The sequence below is a fragment of the uncultured Merdimmobilis sp. genome, assembly GCF_902471145.1.
Lineage (GTDB): Bacteria > Bacillota > Clostridia > Oscillospirales > Ruminococcaceae > Merdimmobilis > Merdimmobilis hominis.
Genome location: NZ_CABRJC010000002.1, coordinates 271482 through 289319 on the forward strand (window position 1 = coordinate 271482; position 17838 = coordinate 289319).

Annotated in this window: 22 protein-coding genes and 1 tRNA gene; 20 read left to right on the forward strand and 3 right to left on the reverse strand. The window is 55.1% G+C overall.

The window, feature by feature from the left end; genetic code table 11:
• Window positions 1-53 precede the first annotated feature (53 nt).
• Window positions 54-647, forward strand: a complete 594-nt coding sequence (locus RDQ42_RS02645; RefSeq protein WP_231358755.1) for a TetR/AcrR family transcriptional regulator — start codon at window positions 54-56, stop codon at window positions 645-647.
• A 57-nt stretch (window positions 648-704) separates the two neighbouring features.
• Here the strand turns inward: RDQ42_RS02645 and sigK are convergent, their stop codons facing one another.
• Entirely contained in the window at window positions 705-1415 is a 711-nt protein-coding gene (sigK, locus tag RDQ42_RS02650; RefSeq protein ID WP_071427359.1) for an RNA polymerase sporulation sigma factor SigK, read from the reverse strand.
• Window positions 1416-1662: 247 nt separating this feature from the next.
• On the opposite strand from sigK, the gene RDQ42_RS02655 reads away from it, so the two are divergent.
• On the forward strand, window positions 1663-2100 hold the full coding sequence (locus RDQ42_RS02655) for a GNAT family N-acetyltransferase (RefSeq protein ID WP_071427358.1): 438 nt from the start codon (window positions 1663-1665) through the stop codon (window positions 2098-2100).
• Window positions 2101-2239: 139 nt separating this feature from the next.
• Here RDQ42_RS02655 and RDQ42_RS02660 read toward each other — a convergent pair whose 3' ends face one another.
• Window positions 2240-3013: an AIM24 family protein gene (locus RDQ42_RS02660; protein ID WP_071427357.1), complete on the reverse strand. Its 774-nt coding sequence runs from the start codon at window positions 3011-3013 to the stop codon at window positions 2240-2242.
• A gap of 244 nt (window positions 3014-3257) precedes the next feature.
• Here RDQ42_RS02660 and RDQ42_RS02665 point away from each other — a divergent pair, with 244 nt between their 5' ends.
• From RDQ42_RS02665 to RDQ42_RS02710, 10 genes are all read left to right on the forward strand, one after another.
• On the forward strand, window positions 3258-5330 hold the full coding sequence (locus RDQ42_RS02665; RefSeq protein ID WP_308588224.1) for a GLUG motif-containing protein: 2073 nt from the start codon (window positions 3258-3260) through the stop codon (window positions 5328-5330).
• Between the two features lie 573 nt (window positions 5331-5903).
• Window positions 5904-6131, forward strand: coding sequence for a hypothetical protein (locus RDQ42_RS02670; protein WP_054332070.1), 228 nt, complete (start codon window positions 5904-5906; stop codon window positions 6129-6131).
• Between the two features lie 457 nt (window positions 6132-6588).
• Complete coding sequence (locus RDQ42_RS02675; protein ID WP_231358757.1) at window positions 6589-7260, forward strand: hypothetical protein; 672 nt, start codon at window positions 6589-6591, stop codon at window positions 7258-7260.
• The gene (locus tag RDQ42_RS02680; RefSeq protein ID WP_231358758.1) at window positions 7260-8288 is read left to right on the forward strand and encodes a DUF6273 domain-containing protein; all 1029 of its coding nucleotides are present in this window, start codon (window positions 7260-7262) and stop codon (window positions 8286-8288) included. Before RDQ42_RS02675 ends, RDQ42_RS02680 begins: the two co-directional genes overlap by 1 nt.
• Window positions 8289-8301: 13 nt before the next feature.
• A complete protein-coding gene (locus tag RDQ42_RS02685; RefSeq protein WP_231358759.1) occupies window positions 8302-8625 on the forward strand; it encodes a hypothetical protein in 324 nt (107 codons plus the stop codon).
• 1 nt (window position 8626) lies between these two features.
• On the forward strand, window positions 8627-8773 hold the full coding sequence (locus tag RDQ42_RS02690) for a hypothetical protein (RefSeq protein ID WP_231358760.1): 147 nt from the start codon (window positions 8627-8629) through the stop codon (window positions 8771-8773).
• A complete protein-coding gene (locus RDQ42_RS02695) occupies window positions 8760-8882 on the forward strand; it encodes a hypothetical protein (RefSeq protein WP_269215311.1) in 123 nt (40 codons plus the stop codon). Before RDQ42_RS02690 ends, RDQ42_RS02695 begins: the two co-directional genes overlap by 14 nt.
• A gap of 13 nt (window positions 8883-8895) precedes the next feature.
• Window positions 8896-9114, forward strand: a complete 219-nt coding sequence (locus RDQ42_RS02700) for a hypothetical protein (RefSeq protein WP_054332579.1) — start codon at window positions 8896-8898, stop codon at window positions 9112-9114.
• A complete protein-coding gene (locus RDQ42_RS02705) occupies window positions 9104-9295 on the forward strand; it encodes a hypothetical protein (RefSeq protein WP_231358761.1) in 192 nt (63 codons plus the stop codon). Before RDQ42_RS02700 ends, RDQ42_RS02705 begins: the two co-directional genes overlap by 11 nt.
• Complete coding sequence (locus RDQ42_RS02710; protein ID WP_231358762.1) at window positions 9288-9950, forward strand: N-acetylmuramoyl-L-alanine amidase; 663 nt, start codon at window positions 9288-9290, stop codon at window positions 9948-9950. The genes RDQ42_RS02705 and RDQ42_RS02710 overlap by 8 nt, the downstream gene beginning before the upstream one ends.
• 342 nt (window positions 9951-10292) lie before the next feature.
• Here RDQ42_RS02710 and RDQ42_RS02715 read toward each other — a convergent pair.
• A tRNA-Leu gene (locus RDQ42_RS02715) sits at window positions 10293-10374 on the reverse strand.
• Between the two features lie 364 nt (window positions 10375-10738).
• Between RDQ42_RS02715 and RDQ42_RS02720 the strand changes: the two genes are divergently transcribed.
• The 8 genes from RDQ42_RS02720 to RDQ42_RS02755 all read left to right on the forward strand — a co-directional run bounded on the left by RDQ42_RS02720 (window position 10739) and on the right by RDQ42_RS02755 (window position 17622).
• Window positions 10739-12091 carry an MATE family efflux transporter gene (locus RDQ42_RS02720; protein WP_308588227.1) on the forward strand — a complete coding sequence of 451 codons (1353 nt, stop codon included), beginning with the start codon at window positions 10739-10741 and terminating at the stop codon, window positions 12089-12091.
• Between the two features lie 121 nt (window positions 12092-12212).
• Window positions 12213-12806, forward strand: a complete 594-nt coding sequence (locus RDQ42_RS02725; protein WP_054332555.1) for a sigma-70 family RNA polymerase sigma factor — start codon at window positions 12213-12215, stop codon at window positions 12804-12806.
• Window positions 12807-12916: 110 nt separating this feature from the next.
• Window positions 12917-13192: a zinc-ribbon domain containing protein gene (locus RDQ42_RS02730; protein WP_054332554.1), complete on the forward strand. Its 276-nt coding sequence runs from the start codon at window positions 12917-12919 to the stop codon at window positions 13190-13192.
• A 128-nt stretch (window positions 13193-13320) separates the two neighbouring features.
• Complete coding sequence (locus RDQ42_RS02735; RefSeq protein ID WP_054332553.1) at window positions 13321-13530, forward strand: DUF1858 domain-containing protein; 210 nt, start codon at window positions 13321-13323, stop codon at window positions 13528-13530.
• Between the two features lie 25 nt (window positions 13531-13555).
• Window positions 13556-14254 carry a class I SAM-dependent methyltransferase gene (locus RDQ42_RS02740; RefSeq protein ID WP_054332552.1) on the forward strand — a complete coding sequence of 233 codons (699 nt, stop codon included), beginning with the start codon at window positions 13556-13558 and terminating at the stop codon, window positions 14252-14254.
• Complete coding sequence (locus RDQ42_RS02745) at window positions 14251-15333, forward strand: Nif3-like dinuclear metal center hexameric protein (protein WP_308588230.1); 1083 nt, start codon at window positions 14251-14253, stop codon at window positions 15331-15333. The genes RDQ42_RS02740 and RDQ42_RS02745 overlap by 4 nt, the downstream gene beginning before the upstream one ends.
• A 48-nt stretch (window positions 15334-15381) precedes the next feature.
• Window positions 15382-17142 carry an NFACT family protein gene (locus RDQ42_RS02750; protein WP_231358764.1) on the forward strand — a complete coding sequence of 587 codons (1761 nt, stop codon included), beginning with the start codon at window positions 15382-15384 and terminating at the stop codon, window positions 17140-17142.
• An 18-nt stretch (window positions 17143-17160) separates the two neighbouring features.
• The gene (locus RDQ42_RS02755) at window positions 17161-17622 is read left to right on the forward strand and encodes a YbjN domain-containing protein (RefSeq protein ID WP_054332550.1); all 462 of its coding nucleotides are present in this window, start codon (window positions 17161-17163) and stop codon (window positions 17620-17622) included.
• The last annotated feature ends 216 nt before the right edge of the window (window positions 17623-17838 follow it).

The window sequence follows — 17838 nt, forward strand, 5'->3', positions numbered from 1 at the left end:
ACAAAATTTTCCTATCTGTCTTTTATCTCGCCTTTGGAGGAGGTAAACTTTTTATGAACACAAAAAATGACGACCGACGGGTCCGAAAAACCAAAAAAGCCCTGCGGCAGGGTCTGTCGGAACTGCTACTGAAGAAGAACATCAAGGACATCTCGGTGCGGGAACTGACCGATTATGTGGACATCCACCGGGGGACGTTTTATCTCCATTACCGGGACATCTACGACCTGTATGCCCAGATTGAGGCGGAGACCGCCCAGGAGGTCAAGGGCATCTTGGAGCGCTACACCCCGGAGGAGGTGGCCGGAAACCCCTTTCCCATGATTTTGACTTTGATTGAATACATCGCCGAGAACGTCAGCCTCTGCCGGATGATGCTGAGCCAAAATGGAAATATGTCCTTCACCAAGGAACTGAGCGACATCATCTATCAAAAATGCATCCACGACTGGATGGCCTTGTTTAAAGAGAGCACCATGGAACAGCGTGAATTTTATGGGGCTTATGTGGTTTCCGGATGTATCGGGGTGCTGCGCAAGTGGCTGGATACCGGCATGGCCCAGACCCCTGAGCGAGTGGCCACCATTATTGAAAAGATCACCGTTCAGGGGATGAAATTCCTCTGCCAACCCTTGGCAGCAGAATAGGGGGATATAAAAAAGCCAGGCGTACCCTTATAAGGGTACGCCTGGCTTTTTTGCGCCTCAACTGTGAGCGGGGGTGGGATCGTCCACATAAAATTGGTCTCGAAGTTCCAAAATTGCCCGTTTTTCAATGCGGGATACATAGGAACGGGAGATTCCCAGCTTTTTGGCCACTTCCCGCTGGGTGAGGGGAGGGGTCCCATAAAGGCCGTACCGCATGGCGAGAATCTGCCGGTCCCGGGGTTCCAGGCACTGCTGGAGCAGGATATACAGCCGGTCGGATTTGATCCGCAGGTCGATGATGTCAAAAATGTTGTCATCGGTGGCCATGATGTCCAGTAAGGTCAGGGCATTGCCGTCCTTGTCGGTGTCGATGGGGTCGGATATGTACACATCTTGGGCCGATTTTTTCTTGTTGCGGAAATACATGAGGATTTCATTTTCAATACAGCGGGAAGTGTAGGTGGCAAACCGGGTGCCCTTGTCACAGTCAAAGGTGGAAACCGCTTTGATCAGGCCAATGGTTCCAATGGAGATCAAATCGTCTTGATCCTTGACATTGGAGTAATACTTTTTGATGATGTGGGCCACCAGCCGCAGATTGTGGACAATCAGGGTATTGCGGGCCTCCTCATCCCCCTCCTTTATTTTTTGCAGGCATTCCCGTTCCTGCTTGGGGGTCAAGGGTTTGGGGAAAGAACCTCCCGTCGTGACGTGGAGCGTCATGTACAAAAGGTTGCACAAAGCCATGGGAACAAAGATAGAAACCATTCGGATCACCTCCCTGCATGGTATGCAGCAAGGGGATTGTTCGGTGCATGGCCGGGAAAAAACAGTGGTTTTCCCGTTGTTTATCGGGGAAACTGCCCTATGTTATTGTGCTTTTTACAGGGATACACTATAATTATCGGTAAAAGCGGATTGCTTTCCCGCTGGATCTCCCCTGGGGGCACCGACCAGACACAAAGAGAGAAAACCACCAGGGAACTGGCGGCATCGATGGAAGGAGCTTGAGATAATGGAAGAACTGACCATCCTCCCTGCGGGAGAGGAACACCTGGATACGGTATATGACATGATCTGCAAGTTGGAGGAAACCCGCCTTTCCTATCCCGGCTTCTGCCATGCATACCGCACCAACCTGGCGGAGAAGCGCATCCGGTATTTTTTAGCGGCCCGGGGGGAGGAGCTCTTAGGATTTGCCAGCCTCCACATCGAGGAGCTGCTCCACCACGCGTCCCCAGTGGGGGAGCTCCAAGAGCTGATTGTCCGGGAGGAGGCACGGGGTACCGGTGCGGGGGTGGCTTTGATGGCGGCAGTGGAAGCCGCAGCACGGGCGGCGGGCTGTACCCAACTGGAAGTCTGCGCCAATGTGCGCCGGAAAGCCACCCACCGGTTTTATGAAAACCGCGGGTTTGTGAACGATCACTTCAACCTCTGCAAACCTCTGCGGTAGCGGGGCAATGACCGCTTGATTTAAAAAGCAGAAAGGCGCCTGCAAGGCCGAATCCCACTGTAACTGGGAAGGGCCCCGCAGGCGCCTTTTGAAATTGCCGCTCTGTGCGGCGATGGTTTTTGATTGCTATGTTAGCCTGTTAGAAGTTGGGCATTTTTGCCGTGGGCATCATCAGCACTTTTCCAGTGCCGCGGTAGACGTTGACCAGCCCCTCGCCGGATGCGGCGGAGCCGATGAGGCTTTTGCCGGAACGCTCCACCGTGAATTCCAGGCTTTTGCTCCACGCGATGGCATAGTTCCCGTCTACCTTCAATACGTCGTTCTGCAAGGTGATTTCAATCAACTCTTCCATAGGGCAGCTGGACTCGATGCAGAAAACGCCTCTCCCGTTCAGGCTCAGGTTGAAGAGGCCCTCCCCACCGGCGACAGCGGAAGAAAAGCTGGACCGCATCACCGCTTTGTGCTCCAGGCTGGATTCGCAGGCCAGGAACAGACCGTCGTCCAGGATCACAGAACCGCCCCAGTCCTCAGCGCTCATGAGAATGAGATGTTTATAGGTGGGTTCCAGCACCAAAATGCCATCTCCAGTGTATTCTGGCTTGATCGCCGATTCGCCGCTGGTTTTGCCCCGTACAGCTTTGCCTAGAAAATCCCCGACCCCTTTGACCCCGGTGGTGGCGCTGACATTGCCAACCATCCATTGCATGGCTCCCGCCTGTATGGTGACCGGCGCCTTGCTGAGGTCACAGACCAGCTGGCGTTTTTTTACATTCATCTGTGCGCTGTAGTAGGCAGTCACCGCAGAATCAGGCGTTACGCTCAAATCCCGCTGGTACTCAATGACCTGAAAAGCCCCCAGCTTTGAAATGGTTTTGACATCATCGTTGTCTGTAAAATTGGAAATCTGATACATCGGTTCCCTCCGTTCAATTCAGTGTTTCCTCGATTCGGGTTTAATCCCATTATAGTTCTCCCACGGGAAAACCACAAGGCCCGACAGAGATTTTTGTTTGGCCTTGATCCTGTGGGTGAAAGCTCCCTCCGTGAGATGGAAGGGGAGAGGAGGCTTTCTTTGCGGCGGTGGATTTGCTATAATGAAGGAAAGAGACTCGATCCTCCTTGGAAAAGGATGAATCAGAAGGAAAGTGGTGAGAGTTGTGAAAAAACCAGGCAAAAACCCGGTCTTTTGGAAGATCCTGGCGGTCTGCCTGTCGGCGGCGGTGCTGCTGGCCGGGTGTGCGGAGCGCACGGACAAAGAGAATCCGGGGAAGGCGGAGGGCAGCTCCTCTTCTTCTGGCGTTGAGGTGGATGAGGCTGTTGCATCGCGGCTGCTGGAGGAGTTTATTCTCCCCTATGAGGCGCTGGCAGGTGGGGCAGCTTTTGCATCTCCTGAAGAGATCCAGCCGGATGTGATGGCGGCGTTTTGCTTCTATGCCGCCCAGGCGCAGCTGGGGGAGGAGCGGTTTTTGGCAGGGGATGAAAACCACCAATACATGCTCCTGCCAGAGGAATGGCTGGACGGATATGCCCAGATTCTGTTTGGGGCCTCTGCGCCTGCCGATCTGGGGGATACCGAACTGGTGTACTGCGATTCCGAGTTTAGTGACGAGGGGAAAACCATCCTTCCGGAAGAACTGCGGGGGTATACCGGCCGTGTGTATGGTTCCTCCTATGTGAAGAAGGGGATGGTGCCTGACTACCAGGTGTCCCTCCAGGAGGTGAAGGACACCGGTTCCGGCGTGGAGATCCAGGTGGGCCGCAGGGTGGACAGCATCGACCTGCCGGATGTCACCTACTCTTTTGTGTTTGTGCCGGCGGTGGAGAACCCGCTCCTGGGGGAACAGTTCCCCGCTGGGGCCTACCGGCTGACGGAGGTGCAGGCGGACATCGGCCCGGAGTTCACCCAGATCAGCACGCCGCAGCAGTTGGTACAGCTGAGCAAGATGGTCAACTGTGGGGATAAAACCTATGTGGGGAGCACTTTTGTCCTCACAGAGGACCTGGACATGTCCGGGGTAAAGATGGAGCCCATCGGCGTGGTGCGGCGGTTCTCCTACAAGGGGGTTAACCCCTTTGCCGCCACCTTTGACGGCCAGGGGCACACCATCTCCCATTTGGCGATGGATCACCCCTTCCAGCCAGCCGACTCCAATGGGATCAGCCTCCCGGTGGGCTTGTTTGGCAGGACTGCCCAAACCGCAGTGATTCAGAACCTTCATCTCAAGGATCTATCCATCCGGGGAGACAGAGATGTAGGCGGCTTGGCAGGGAGTTTTTCTGGACGGATGTACCACTGCACCGTCTCCGGGGAGGTGAGCGGGAAGTCCGACGTGGGCGGCATGGTGGGCGGCACCGGCAATGCGGAGCTGGTGGACTGCCATGTGGACGTGCAAGTTACTGGCACCGGCTGGGCAGGCGGTTTTGCCGGGTATGCAGGCCATGCTTGGTTCGAGGGATGCAGCTCCAAAGGGACAGTGTCCATTGGGGCGGATGAGCCGGGTGGGGTAGCAGGCGGCTTTGCCGGGTACCAGCAGGGCAGCGTCATCCGCAACTGCTTTGCTTCGGTGAATGTGCGCACCATGACCAGCTCCAATCTGGTGGGCAACTTCATTGGGCTCAGCGAGTATGCCACCACCATCCACTCTTACTGCAACGCGGGTGCTGGCAGCGCCTGGGATCTGGTGGATGACGACTATGGCGGCTATATCGACGTGACCGCCCTGCCAAAGGCGGAGTACTGGAAAAAGCGGGAGGAATCCATCCCGGAGGGATATACCAAGGACAACGGCGTTTTCGGTATCGACTACAACAGCAAGGTGGATTTGGTGGGCGTGGTGGATTTTAACAAAGACACCTTGGCTGCGCTGATCTATTACCCGGACGAGCGGACCAACAACTATGTGCAGGACTGTGACTCCTTAGATGTCAGCGAGGGGAAGATGCTGCTCATCCCCATCCACAAGGATTTCCAAGTGGCGGTGTACGCCGATTTCCCCGAAGGGCGGCAGGAGATCTACCGGGCCAGTGCAGAAGATAAACTGGCTTGGCGGACCAAGGGCTATGCCCTGCGGCTGGATTGCGATTACTTGTTGCTGGAAGAGAAGGTCCCCATCATTCTACAGCTGGAGCAGGATGGAAGAACGGTGGAGTATGTCCCTGACCCAAGCCAAGCTGGTGGCCAGATGCAGGTGGTATACCTGGATGCTACAGAAGAAGGCCCAGGATTTTAATCTGCTATATGGAGATGTTAGGGGATCTCTCTGTGGCAGTTGCCGGGGGAGAAACGGGTTGCCCGATGAAAAATCCTCTAGAAAATCTAAAAAATAGGAAAAAGAACGACTTCTATTTTTACAGAGGTCGTTCTTTTTTTATCCATGTGGGGTGATCACAGTGTGCGGCTTTCGAGCCTGCACTTGGAGGTCAATGTTCTCGCCTTTTTGTATACAGTTCGCCGCCGGTCAATAGCGGGGGCCCCCCTTATCCGGCCAATTGTGCCAAGTCGGATTTAACGGATCCGGGTACTGCCATGGGGGAGAAGCCCACAAGGGTAAACAAAAAGCCTAGCCACAGTGGATGCCATAGGAAAAAGAAGAAACTACTATTTTGACGCATGCCATCCAGTATCATCAAGGCATACCAAAATGAAATGCCATCCATAACAGGGCGGCAAGGGAGGAAAAACTGCATGCCAAATTATTGCTTCCAAGGGGTACTGCCTGTTGAGAAAGGTGGGGAACAGATTTAGAGATACCACCGGTTGCCCTACCGAAGTGCATATAGATCCAATGACAGGGGGCAGACACATGATACTGGATGAAGTAGCCGAGCTTTTTGAGAAACAACCCATCCGAACCATCAGCCGGGCAACAGGGCTGTCCCGGGCACGGGTTAGCAGCCTGCGCTGCGGATGTTCCTTCCGGCTGGACTATGATCTGATCCATGCCCTGTATACTATGGGCTATGAACTGAAATTGGAAGAAATCCAGCCATCAGGGGGGCCGGAAAACCAGCCGCCTAATCCGCTATACTGACATTAGGGATAGATTCCCTAGTGTTTTTCTTATCGCACTGGGGCTCCCGGTTGGGTGTCAATCACATAAAGAAAAGGATGGAGGTGATTGAGGCTTCTCCAGAGATGACGGCAACGCTGTTCAGTTCCTTTTTTCTGAGGACGCTCGGACCTATGGCTCAGATGGATTATCCGTTCCCTGTCCGCGAAACAGCGCCCCACCCTGTACATCACCTTGGAGGGAGGGACGGGTGGAAAGCCTCTCCCAACGCGAGGATCTGTGAGTAGATAGGGCTATCAGTGGAGACCTACTGTGTAGTGTATCAATGACAGTTTCAGCAAACTTTCCATCTGCGCTTCCCCCAAAGGGGCCAAGGTGAGTTACCAAAGCAAGCATTAAGTGAGATCGACGCCAACACCTACGAGCCCGGTGTCTACGGCTGGGCACAGAATTGATAGTTTGAAAGGAGAGAAAACCTATGGCAACACAGACAGCCAATTTGGGGCTGGCACTTCCAGGCTATGAGGATGCGGCGGATATTGCTGTCCTAAATCAAAATGCTCAAAAGCTGGACGAGCAGGTTCTCCATTGGAACATGGCACCCTATCCAGCCACCGCAACCCTGACCCCATCGGGGGCGCTGGAACTAAGCGGCGTCCTGCCCGCAGACAAGGACGGCCTGACGGTGCAGTTTGTAAGCCCCGCCGCGGCCACCGACGGCCTGCAGGTGAAGTTTGCGGGGAGCGACACCCTGTACCCCATCCTGACCACCGGAGAGGGCAAAGAGCCCATCCAGGCCGGGGCGTGGGACCAGGGGGTGCCGGTGACCCTGACGGTGAGCGGGGGGAGCTGCTACGTCTCTTCCGGCGGCGGGGCCGGTGCCAAGATATTTGCGGCCACCCTGCCCGCATCTGGATGGGCTGGAGTAGCCGCCCCCTATACCCAGACGGTCGCCGTGGCCGGGCTCAAGGCAGAGGACAGGCCTCACCTGGGCATCTCCTACAGCGGCGACAGCGGCGACAGCGGCCAGCAGGCCATTGGGGCGGGGTGCATCACCCGGCTGGTGGCGGAAGAGGGCCAAGCGCTGTTTACCTGTTTTTTCACCAAGCCCACAGTGGACTTATCGATCTTTTTGGAGGTGATCCGGTAATGGCAGAGGGGATTATTGCCACCAGGCTGGAGATCAATGACAATCTGCCTGCCCAGGTAACAGCGTTTAAAGCTATAGCTGCAAATGGGAACTCTCCGCAAATTACTGTCAGTTGGATAAATCCCACACAGTACTTTGGCGGAATCCTTCTTGTCAAGAAAATGGGTTCAGCTCCCACTGCTATCAATGATGGCGAACAGATCTACAGCGGCGCTGGGACAAGCTTTGTAGATAACAATGTAGCTTTTGGAACAACTTATTACTACAGGGCATACCCATACAACCCCCGGAAACAATATCAAACTATGCTGGCTGTAACAAGTGCATTGCCCAAGGCGGGCACCTTGGCCTCAGAGCTGCCTGCTGGAAGCTTTATAAAGTTGAAACAAGATGGGGTTCCTACAAAATTTTTGGTAGTCAACCAGGGGTTGCCTTCTTATGAATATGATGCATCGTGTAATGGAACTTGGTTATTGATAGAGGATATTCCATTTTATGATAACTGGAGTACTAGCAGTAGACGCAACGACTACGCCAATAGCACCGTGCATGAAGAATTAAACACAAACACAATAAATAAATTTACACCTACCATAAGGAGCCAGATAAAAAGCATTAAGCTGCCATATTGGAAAGGAACGGGTACCAGCGGAACCGCTCAATATGGGGCAGATGGGCTAGACTGCAAGCTTTTTTTAGCAACCTCTAAGGAAGTAGGAACAACCCAAATCCCCGCTGATGAATTTTGTCACCTGGGAAGTTTGCTGGACTATTTTTCTGAGGGAAACGACACTGCCGCAAATAGCAAAAGGATAGCAAAATATAAAGGGAAAGCTTCTGCCTGGGGTCTCAGAGATCCTCAAAAAGGTGAAAGCTATGGGGGTTGTACTATAGATTCAGACGGTGGTAAAAGTTCAATGAATATAGCAAACACAATTGGAATAAGGTTTGCTCTAGTATTGCCTTCGGATTTTTTGCTTAAACCCACCCCTAATTCTGATGGTTCATACAGCCCAATGGAAGAATAGGAGGTGAAGCCATATGGAAATGTATACGACACCCATCCTCTTGAATGACCGACAACAGACCATCCTTATTTACAAATCCGAAACCCCCATGACTTTTTCTAACCTTGGATTCCATAAAGATGTTAAGGCTTATGGGGACACCTCCATAACCACCACCTATATTACCGAACCGTACATCTACCGGGAAATTCCCCCGGAGAAATCCGATTCGGGGCCTTATTACTACTATTGGTTTCTTTTGGCCAAAGACCAGGGGGCGGCGGATATCGCCAACCAGCTGGCCCAGGACAACGCCGTCCTCCAGGAGGCCGCAAATATCTTGATGGGGGTGGAGTAAGATGAACAGTGCGATGATCCTGGCCCAGGCAAGGGCCGCCCGTGCAAAGATGGAACAGGCGATGCAGTATGTCCCGGATGAAGCCGGGGCAGAGTATGCCAGTTTCTTCCCCGCTTGGCAGGTGGGGAAAGCCTTTGGGCGCCCATGATGCCTATCCCCAAGGGGCCAAGGTGAGCCACCGGGGCAAGCATTGGGTGAGCGAGATCGACGCCAACACCTACGAGCCCGGCGTTTACGGATGGGCGGAACAGCAGTAAAGGAGGGCGGGAAATGCCGGAATTTTCCAGCGAGTTTTGGATCATGTTGATCACCTATGGGGTGTCCTTTGGGGTGGTGTATGGTCAGATCGCAACCAAGCTGAGGTATTTAGAGCAGAAAATGGACAAGCATAATGGTGTCATCGAGCGGATGGCGGTGGCAGAGCGGGATCTGAAATCCGCCTGGCGGGTCATAGATGAGCTGAAGGAGGAGGTACATAGTGAAAGATAAGCTGTCAAAGCTGATCGATGTGAAAAGCATCGTCACCATCCTTCTGACAGGGGTGTTTGGGTATCTTTCCATCCGAGGGGAGGTAACGCCGGACCAGTTTTTGACGGTGTTCACGGTGGTAATCGCTTTCTACTTCGGCACCCAGGCCCAAAAACGGGCGGAGGAGGCAGGCCATGAGTAAAAAAATCATCTTAGACCCTGGCCATGGGGGCAGGGACACCGGGGCGGGGACAAGCCCGCCCTATGAATCCCAACTGGCGCTGGAGTTTGGCAAGGTGCTGGCCCAAGCCTTTGAAACCCAGGGTTTCCAGGTTGCCATGACCCGAACCGAGGACGTCCATGTCCCCCTGGATGACCGGTGCAAAGGGACAGAGGGAGCGGCGGCCTTCCTTTCCATCCATATGGACGGTGCAGTCTCCGAAAAGGCCAGCGGCCCCAGCGTCTGGGTACACAGCAAAGCCCCCAAATCCTATCTGGACTGGGGGCAAGCCGTAGTAGATGGCCTCAAAGGGGTGGGGATCACCTCCAACCGGGCCCAGGCTGTCCACCGGGGCCATGTGGATGGCCCTCAATACGATTACAAGGTCAACCGGGATACCATCCCGCCCAGCATGCTGTTGGAGATGGGGTTTGCCACCAACGAGGCCAACCGGCGGGAGATCACCGGGCACGCCCAGGAATATGCCCAGGCGGTGGTGCAGGCCACTTGTAAGTTCCTGGGGGAGGATTACACCCCTCAGGAGGGAAAGCCCAACCCCGATTCCAAGACCATCTCTATCCAGGAGTTGGGAGAGATGCCGCGGCAGTACGGGATTTATCACATCACCCTGGAATAAAAAAGCCCCCAGTCAGGCGATGGAACCTGGCTGGGGGCTTTCCCTTGATATTGGATAGTGTCCACTTAAATTATACCAACTAACAGCGAAATTACAAGAGCTTTTATATCTAACAATATAAGAAAATTTTACAAATTGACAATAAAAAATCGGAGTACCCTGAAGGATACCCCAATGGTACACGTGTCATTATAGGACTTCGGGTGGTGGGAAAAGAAACCCAAATCACAACCTAACGCAGCGGTTGCGATTTGGAGAGGAGGAGCAAGGGAGTGGGCGGATGACGTCTTTTTGGCCGTAGGCATAAAAAGACGTCGGAACAAAGCGGACTTTGCTCCGACGTGGTGCCGGTGGTGGGACTCGAACCCACATGGTTTCCCGAACGATTTTGAGTCGTTTGCGTCTGCCATTCCGCCACACCGGCAACTTACTTGGATTATTATAACGGATTTTTCCGAAAGAATCAAGTGGTTTCACAAAAAATCCCTCATCCCATAGGAAAGGTGCGGCTGATCCGTGGAAAAAGAGAGAATTTGCCAAAGCTGCAGGGGATATGCTATAATAACCGTAAGATAGTGGTTGGCGAAAAATCCTTCCCGAAATGAGGCGGCAAACAGGCTTTTCTGGTTTGGACAGGGTTGTTTGAAAGAGAAATTCTGCCGTCGCTGCGATGGATTCCATCCCCCGCGGGGAGGGAGTCTTTTTGCATTTTGAATAACTTGTGGAATCAGTCCGCAAGCAAGGATTTGCCCCCAGTTGCAAGCTGTGAAGAGAGGATGGGTGACAACATGTCCATTTTGGTACGGGATCAAACATTTTATAAAAAGCTTGGCGCCATTGCAATCCCCATTATGCTGCAGAACTTGATCACCTTTGGGGTCAGTATGATGGATACCTTGATGCTGGGCCGCCTAGGAGAAGTTCAGATGAGCGCGGCAGCCTTGGCCAATCAGCTGTTTTATATGCTGATGGTCATTGGGTTTGGCATCGCCAACGGTTCTAACGTGCTCATCGCCCAATATTGGGGCCGGGGGGACACCGAGAAGATTCGCAGCATCCTCTCGGTGATGTATAAGGTAGTGCTCGTGGTGGGGCTGACTTTCTCCGCGGTGGCGCTGTTTGCCCCCGGTGCAGTGATGTCCTTCTTTACCACCGATGAGGCGGTCATCGCCGAGGGGATCAAATACCTGAAGATCATGGGCTGGGTGGCAGTTTTTTATGCTATGACTACCAGCACTGCTTGTATGTTCCGCTCAGTGGGCAGCGTGACCATTGCGGTATTGGTCAACGCCACCAGCTTGGTGGTCAACACCAGCCTTAACTGGGTGCTGATCTTTGGCCATCTGGGCTTTCCCGCCCTGGGGATCTCCGGCGCGGCCATCGCCACCGCCATCTCCCGCACACTGGAATTTGTGATTATGATGACTTATTTATTGGTCAAGGATCAAAAGATTGGGTTCCGGCTCAAGAATTTGGGGGGCTGGGATCGGGACATCGCCCACCGGTTTGTGGGCACAGCCGCCCCGGTGGTGTTCAACGAAGTCCTCTGGTCTTCCGGCGCCATCACCGTCACCATGATCATCGGGCGGATGGGCACAGAATTTGTGGCCGCCAACAGCATTTATTCGGTGGTGAACCAGCTGGCCACCGTGGCCATTTTTGGCTTATCCAACGCGTCCGCTGCCGTCATTGGACACACCATCGGCGAAGGGGAGCCCATCAAGGCCCAGGAGCGGGCCAAAACCTTGCTAGCCATGGGGCTGGGGATTGGGCTGATAGCCTCAGCCATCGTCTTTTTTGCCCGGCCCATTGTCATCAATTTCTACAATGTGTCAGAGGTGACCAAGGGCTATGCCTATGACATCATGGGAGTAGGGAGCTTGATCATCGTTTTTTTAGCACTGTCCAGCGTCTCGATGATGGGGGTGCTGCGGGGCGGCGGCGATGTGAAATTCGTCCTCTTTATGGATGTCTTCTTCATGTGGGTGGTGGCCATCCCTTTGGGGTATCTGGCTGGCCTGGTTTGGAAGCTGCCGGTCCTGGTGGTCTATCTGATTTTGAAGTGTGATGAGATTTTAAAATCCACCTTTGCCTGCATTCGGGTGCTGCGGGGGAGATGGGTGCGGGATGTGACACTATAGCTAATTTAAAAGGGGTAATTTGCATATTTTTCGGGTATTTTCTGAAAAGTATTGACTTTGCCAAAGGCAGGGTATACTATCAGAGGTGCAGAGAGATCAATGAACTTGAGGATACAATTTTATGGAGAAAACCGGCCGCGGCGCTGCCGCAGAACCGCCATATACCGATCAAGAGGCCGCCTATTTGGCCCAAAGGGGAGATGAAGATGCGGCGGCGTATCTGATCGCCCATTACCTGCCTGTGCTCCGGCGCCAGGCCCGGTCTATCTGTCCCGTCGGCATGGAGTGGGAAGACCTTCTCCAGGAGGGACTGATCGGTTTCCTTTTTGCCATCAGCCGGTATGATCCCCAGCGGGAGGCTGCGTTTAAAACCTTTGCCAGCCGCTGTGCCCTCAACCGGATGCTCACAGCCATGGAGGCGCAGGGCCGGGAAAAACGCGCACCCAAGCTTCCGGGATTCCCTTTGGAAGAAGGGGAACGGCCAATCCCCAGCCCGGGCAGCGACCCGGAGGAGATCTTCATCCAACGGGAATCCTTATCCCGTTGGCGAGAACAGCTTTCGACCCTGTTGTCCCCGTTTGAACAAGCGGCACTCAAACAATATCTCAGCGGTTATTCGTACCAGGAAATAGCTCTTGCTACCAACTCTACTGCCAAAGCTGTGGATAATGCCCTGCAACGCGTTCGGCGAAAGCTTCGTACCACCCTCTGGTGAGGGGGAAACATCCCTTTGTAGCATTTGGCCCAAGCGGGCTGGATCGCATAGCTTTACCCCAACACGGGGGCAAGGCGATATCATCTATTCATAAGCGAGGTAGAAAAGCAATGTACACTGACAAAACACTGGTATGCAAAGAATGTGGGCAAGAATTTATCTTCACTGCCGGCGAGCAGGAGTTCTATGCCGAGAAGGGCTTCGTCAATGAGCCCCAGCGCTGCAAAGCCTGCCGCGACGCCCGCAAAAATGCAGCCAAACCGGAACGCGAGATGTTTGACGCCGTCTGTGCCGAGTGTGGCAAACCTTGCAAAGTCCCCTTCCAGCCCCGGGAAGACCGCCCGGTCTACTGCAGTGAGTGCTTTGCCAAGAGAAGAGGGGAATAACCTTTTCTATTGGTTGGAAAAGCGCCCCGCCAAGTGCGGGGCGCTTTTTTTCGTTTTCCTTCGGTTGACGGCATCCCTTTGGGGCTTTATAATGAAACCACAAGCAGCAAAAGGAAAGGGGCGAGCCCATGGCTAAAGCCATCACCAAAGACACCATTGTAAAAGAAGTGCTGGACCGGGACGCAGGGCCGGCCGCCCTGCTGGAACAGCTGGGAATGCACTGCCGCACCTGCCCGGCTGCCGCCCGGGAGACGTTGGAACAAGCTTGCCGCCTCCACAAACAGGACTGCGGGGCCCTGGTGAAAAATCTGAACGCCTATTTTTTGTTCCGCCCTTAACAGGGCCCCTTTAGGAGGACAATCTATGGAATATCCGGTTTTGGACAGCCGCCTTTCAGCCATTGCCGCCCTGGTGCGGCCCGGCCGTCCCGCGGTGGACGTAGGGGCAGATCACGGCTATCTGATCTCTTATTTGGCGGCTAAGGGGATTGTGCCCCGGGGCATCGCCTGCGACATCAACCCCCAGCCCTTGGAAAAATCCCGGGAGACGGTGCGCCGCTGCGGTTTGGAGGGCAAGGTCCGGTGCGTCCTCACCGACGGCCTTTCCGGCATCGGCCCCCAGGACGCCCAAGAGGTGATCATCGCCGGGATGGGAGGCGACCTGATCGCCGACATCATCCGCCGGGCGGATTGGCTCAAATCGCCTCAGTTCCACCTGGTGCTCCAGCCCATGACCAAGCCGGAACACCTGCGCCGGTTCCTGGCCCGGGAGGGCTATGCCATCCTGCTGGAACAGGCGGTGCGCAGCGGCCGGTTTGTGTACACCGTTTTTTCGGTGGAATACACCGGGGAGCAGCGGGAGCTCTCCCCTCTGGAAAGCTTTGTGGGCGGGGTGCGAAAAGGGGATTCCCCGGATACCTCGGCTTACTTGGAGCGGGTAGCCGCCAACCTGACCGAACGGGCGGAAGGGCTGGAAAAATCATCGGGAAGAGAGGCCGAGGCGGCAGAATACCGCCAGGTGATCCGGCGGCTGGAACAGTGGATAGAGGAGGGAAAAGCGTGACAACCATCGGTGCAATCTACAGTTTTTTAGACGGGTTTGCCCCCTTTGTCCGGCAGATGAGCTGGGACAACAGCGGGTTGCTGGTGGGCTCCCCGGAGGATGAAGTGGGGCGGGTGGTTCTCGCCCTGGACGCCACCGGCCCGGTGGTGGAAGAGGCAGCCCAGAAGGGAGCGCAATTGATCCTCTCCCATCACCCGGTGATTTTCCACCCCTTAAAAAAGGTGGAGCGGGGCACCCCCGTGTATGAGGCCATCCGCCTTGGAGTGGGGATTCTCTGTGCCCACACCAACCTGGATTTGGCCGAGGGCGGGGTCAACGACGCCCTGGCAGAAATGCTGTCTTTGCAAAAGCTTCAACCTTTCGAAAATTCCCAAGAGAACTATGTTAAAATAGTGGTATTCACCCCTGAGGCAGAGGCTGGAAAGGTGGCCAAAGCCATGGGGGATGCCGGTGCGGGGGCACTGGGCGCTTACAGCCACTGTTCCTATTCCGCCGGCGGGGTTGGGGCTTTCCTCCCCCTGGAGGGGGCAAGCCCCCACATCGGGCAGGTGGGCAGGCTGGAACAGGTGGAGGAGACCCGGGTGGAGATGATCCTCCCCCGTAGCAAAATCCCCGCGGTGGTGGCGGCGATGAAAGCCACCCACCCCTATGAGGTCCCGGCCTATGACTTATTCGAAGACCAGGCGGTGCGGGAGACCATATCTTTGGGCCGCATCGGCGAGCTGGAAACCGCCTTCTCCCCCCGGGAGTTTGCCCAATTTGTGAAGGAGCGGCTCCAAGGCGGGGTGCGCCTGGTGGAAGGGAACCGCCCGGTGAAGCGGGTGGCGGTCTGCGGAGGCTCCGGCGGGGATTTGGTGGAGCTGGCCGCCCGGCTGGGGGCAGATGCCTTGGTCACCGGCGATGTGAAGCACGACCAGCTGCTGACCGCCCAGTCCCTGGGGCTGACCTTAGTGGATGGCGGGCACTATGCCACCGAAGCGCCGGTGCTCACCAAACTCCAGGAGAAATTGCAGGAGGCGTTCCCCGGAGTGGAGTTCCTGCTCGCCCAGGCGGGGAAAGATCCCGCCAAAACCCTATAGCGGGGGATTCTCTCCCGCCGATGAAATGAAGCAAAGGAGGCGAAGCCGATGGCGCTGGATGGCGCAATGCTGAGCCAAATCGCATATGAGATACAAGAGGTCCTTCTGGGGGCGCGGGTGGACAAGATCTACCAGCCCTCCCGGGAGGAGATCGCAGTGGCATTTCGAGCCCATGGGCAGACGGTGAGGCTGCTCCTCTGTGCCGGGGCGGATACCGCTCGGGTCCACTTCACCCAGATGGCCATGGAAAACCCCAAGGCCCCGCCCATGTTCTGCATGTTGATGCGCAAGCATTTGGGCTCGGCCAAGCTGATCGGGGTGGAGCAGGTGGGGATGGACCGCATCCTACATCTGAAATTCAGTGCGGTCAACGAGATGGGGGACGAGGTGGTCCTCACCTTGGCCATTGAGATCATGGGCCGTCACAGCAACATTATTCTAATTGGGAACGACGGCCGGGTTATCGACGCGGTGAAGCGGATCGACCTTACCATGTCCTCGGTGCGGCAGGTGCTGCCCGGCATGGTGTACGAGCTGCCCCCCCGCCCGGAGAAGCGGATCCTCCCGGAATGCACTGCCCCCCAGGTGGTGGAAGCGGTGTTGGACACCCAGAAGGAGATCCTCCTCTCCAAGCGGCTGCTGGAGGTGCTGGAGGGTTTTTCCCCTTTGGTCTGCCGGGAGATGGCTTATTTCGCTGGCCAAGGGGAGGATCTGCGGGTGCAGCAGCTGGGGCAGGAGCAGCTTTCCCGGCTGGAATTCTATCTAGCCGCCCTCATCCGCCAGCTGCGGGAACACACCGGGGTACCCACCTTGCTGGTGGAGCCTTCCGGCCGGCCCAAAGATTTCACCTTTATTGAGGTGCGCCAGTACGGCTCGGCCCTCCAAAGCCGGACCTATCCCACCTACAGCCAGCTGCTGGACGCCTTCTACGGAAACCGGGATACCCTGGAGAGGATGCGCCAGCGGTCTGGGGATCTGGTGCGGACCCTTTCCAACATTTCTGAACGGATCGCCCGGAAGTTGGCCTCCCAGCGGGAAGAGTTGAAGGAATGCAAAAACCGGGAGACTCTTAAGATCTACGGAGAGCTTCTCTCCGCCAACCTGTATGCCATCCAGAAAGGCGACCGGGAAGCGGTGGTGGAGAATTATTATGAAGAGGGGATGCCCAAGGTGGCCATCCCCTTGGACCCGATGCTCACCCCAGTGCAGAATTCCCAAAAGTATTACACCGAGTACCGCAAGGCGGACACGGCGGAGAAGAAGCTGGTGGAACTGATTGCCCAAGGGGAACAGGAAGCGTTGTACATCGACGCAGTGATCGACTCCTTGGCTCGGGCACGCACCGAAGCGGAACTGGACGCTATCCGCCGGGAATTGGCGGACGGTGGTTATCTGCGCCATCAAAAGGGAAAGGCCAAAAAAGAGGAGAAGCTCCCGCCATTGCGTTACCGGTCCAGCGATGGGTTTACCATCCTCTGCGGACGCAACAATGTGCAGAACGACCGGCTCACCTTAAAGGAGAGCCGCAACTACGATGTGTGGTTCCACACCCAGAAGATCCCCGGCTCCCACACCGTGGTGGTCAGCGACGGGCGGGAAGTGCCCAACTCCACTTTGGAGGAGGCTGCGGTGATTGCCGCCTACAACAGCAAAGCCCGGGACTCCACCCGTGTCCCGGTGGACTATACCTATATTAAAAATGTCAAAAAGCCCAACGGAGCCAAGCCAGGCATGGTGATCTATGAGACCTATGAGACCGCCATCGTCACCCCCGATGAGGAGCTTGTGCAGCGTTTGGCTGAAAAATAAAGTAGAGGAGAACATGCCATGAATGCCATTGCTACAGCAGTCAAAGCCTACTACGATTCCCAGGGATGGAAATACGACTACAATGAGGATGAAAATGTCTTCTATATGCGGATGAGCTTGAAAGTCGTAGACGGCTGCCGGGTCATCACAGATGTGCAGAACGATAAGACCTTCATCACCTACTCCATTTTCCCCATCAAGATCCCGGTGGATAAACGCCTTGCCATGGCAGAGTACTTGACTCGGGTCAATTATGGCCTGATTCACGGCAACTTTGAGATGGATTTTGAGGACGGCGAGGTCCGCTATAAAGTTACCACCTGCTGTGGCCCCATCGAGATGGATCTCAACAGCATGGAGACGGTCATCGACTGCGGTTTCTATATGCTGGACCGCTACGGCGAGGGGATTTTGTCGATTCTGTATGGCAATGTCACCCCGGAGCAGGCCATCAAAAACATAGAGGGCAAAGACAAATAGGAAAAGGCGCTCTCCGTCAAGGAAAGATGTATCATAGATATTGGGGATGGGGAAGAATTTTCCCCTCCCTTTTTCTATGGCTTTCTTAGGTGTTGCGGGCAGTTTTTCTATTCTGAGGGGAATGATTTTAGATAAACTGCATATTCTTCTAAAGTTGTCGAAAAAAGAGTTGACATAAGGGAAGGGGTGTGGTATTATAACTAAGCTGTTTCGCGA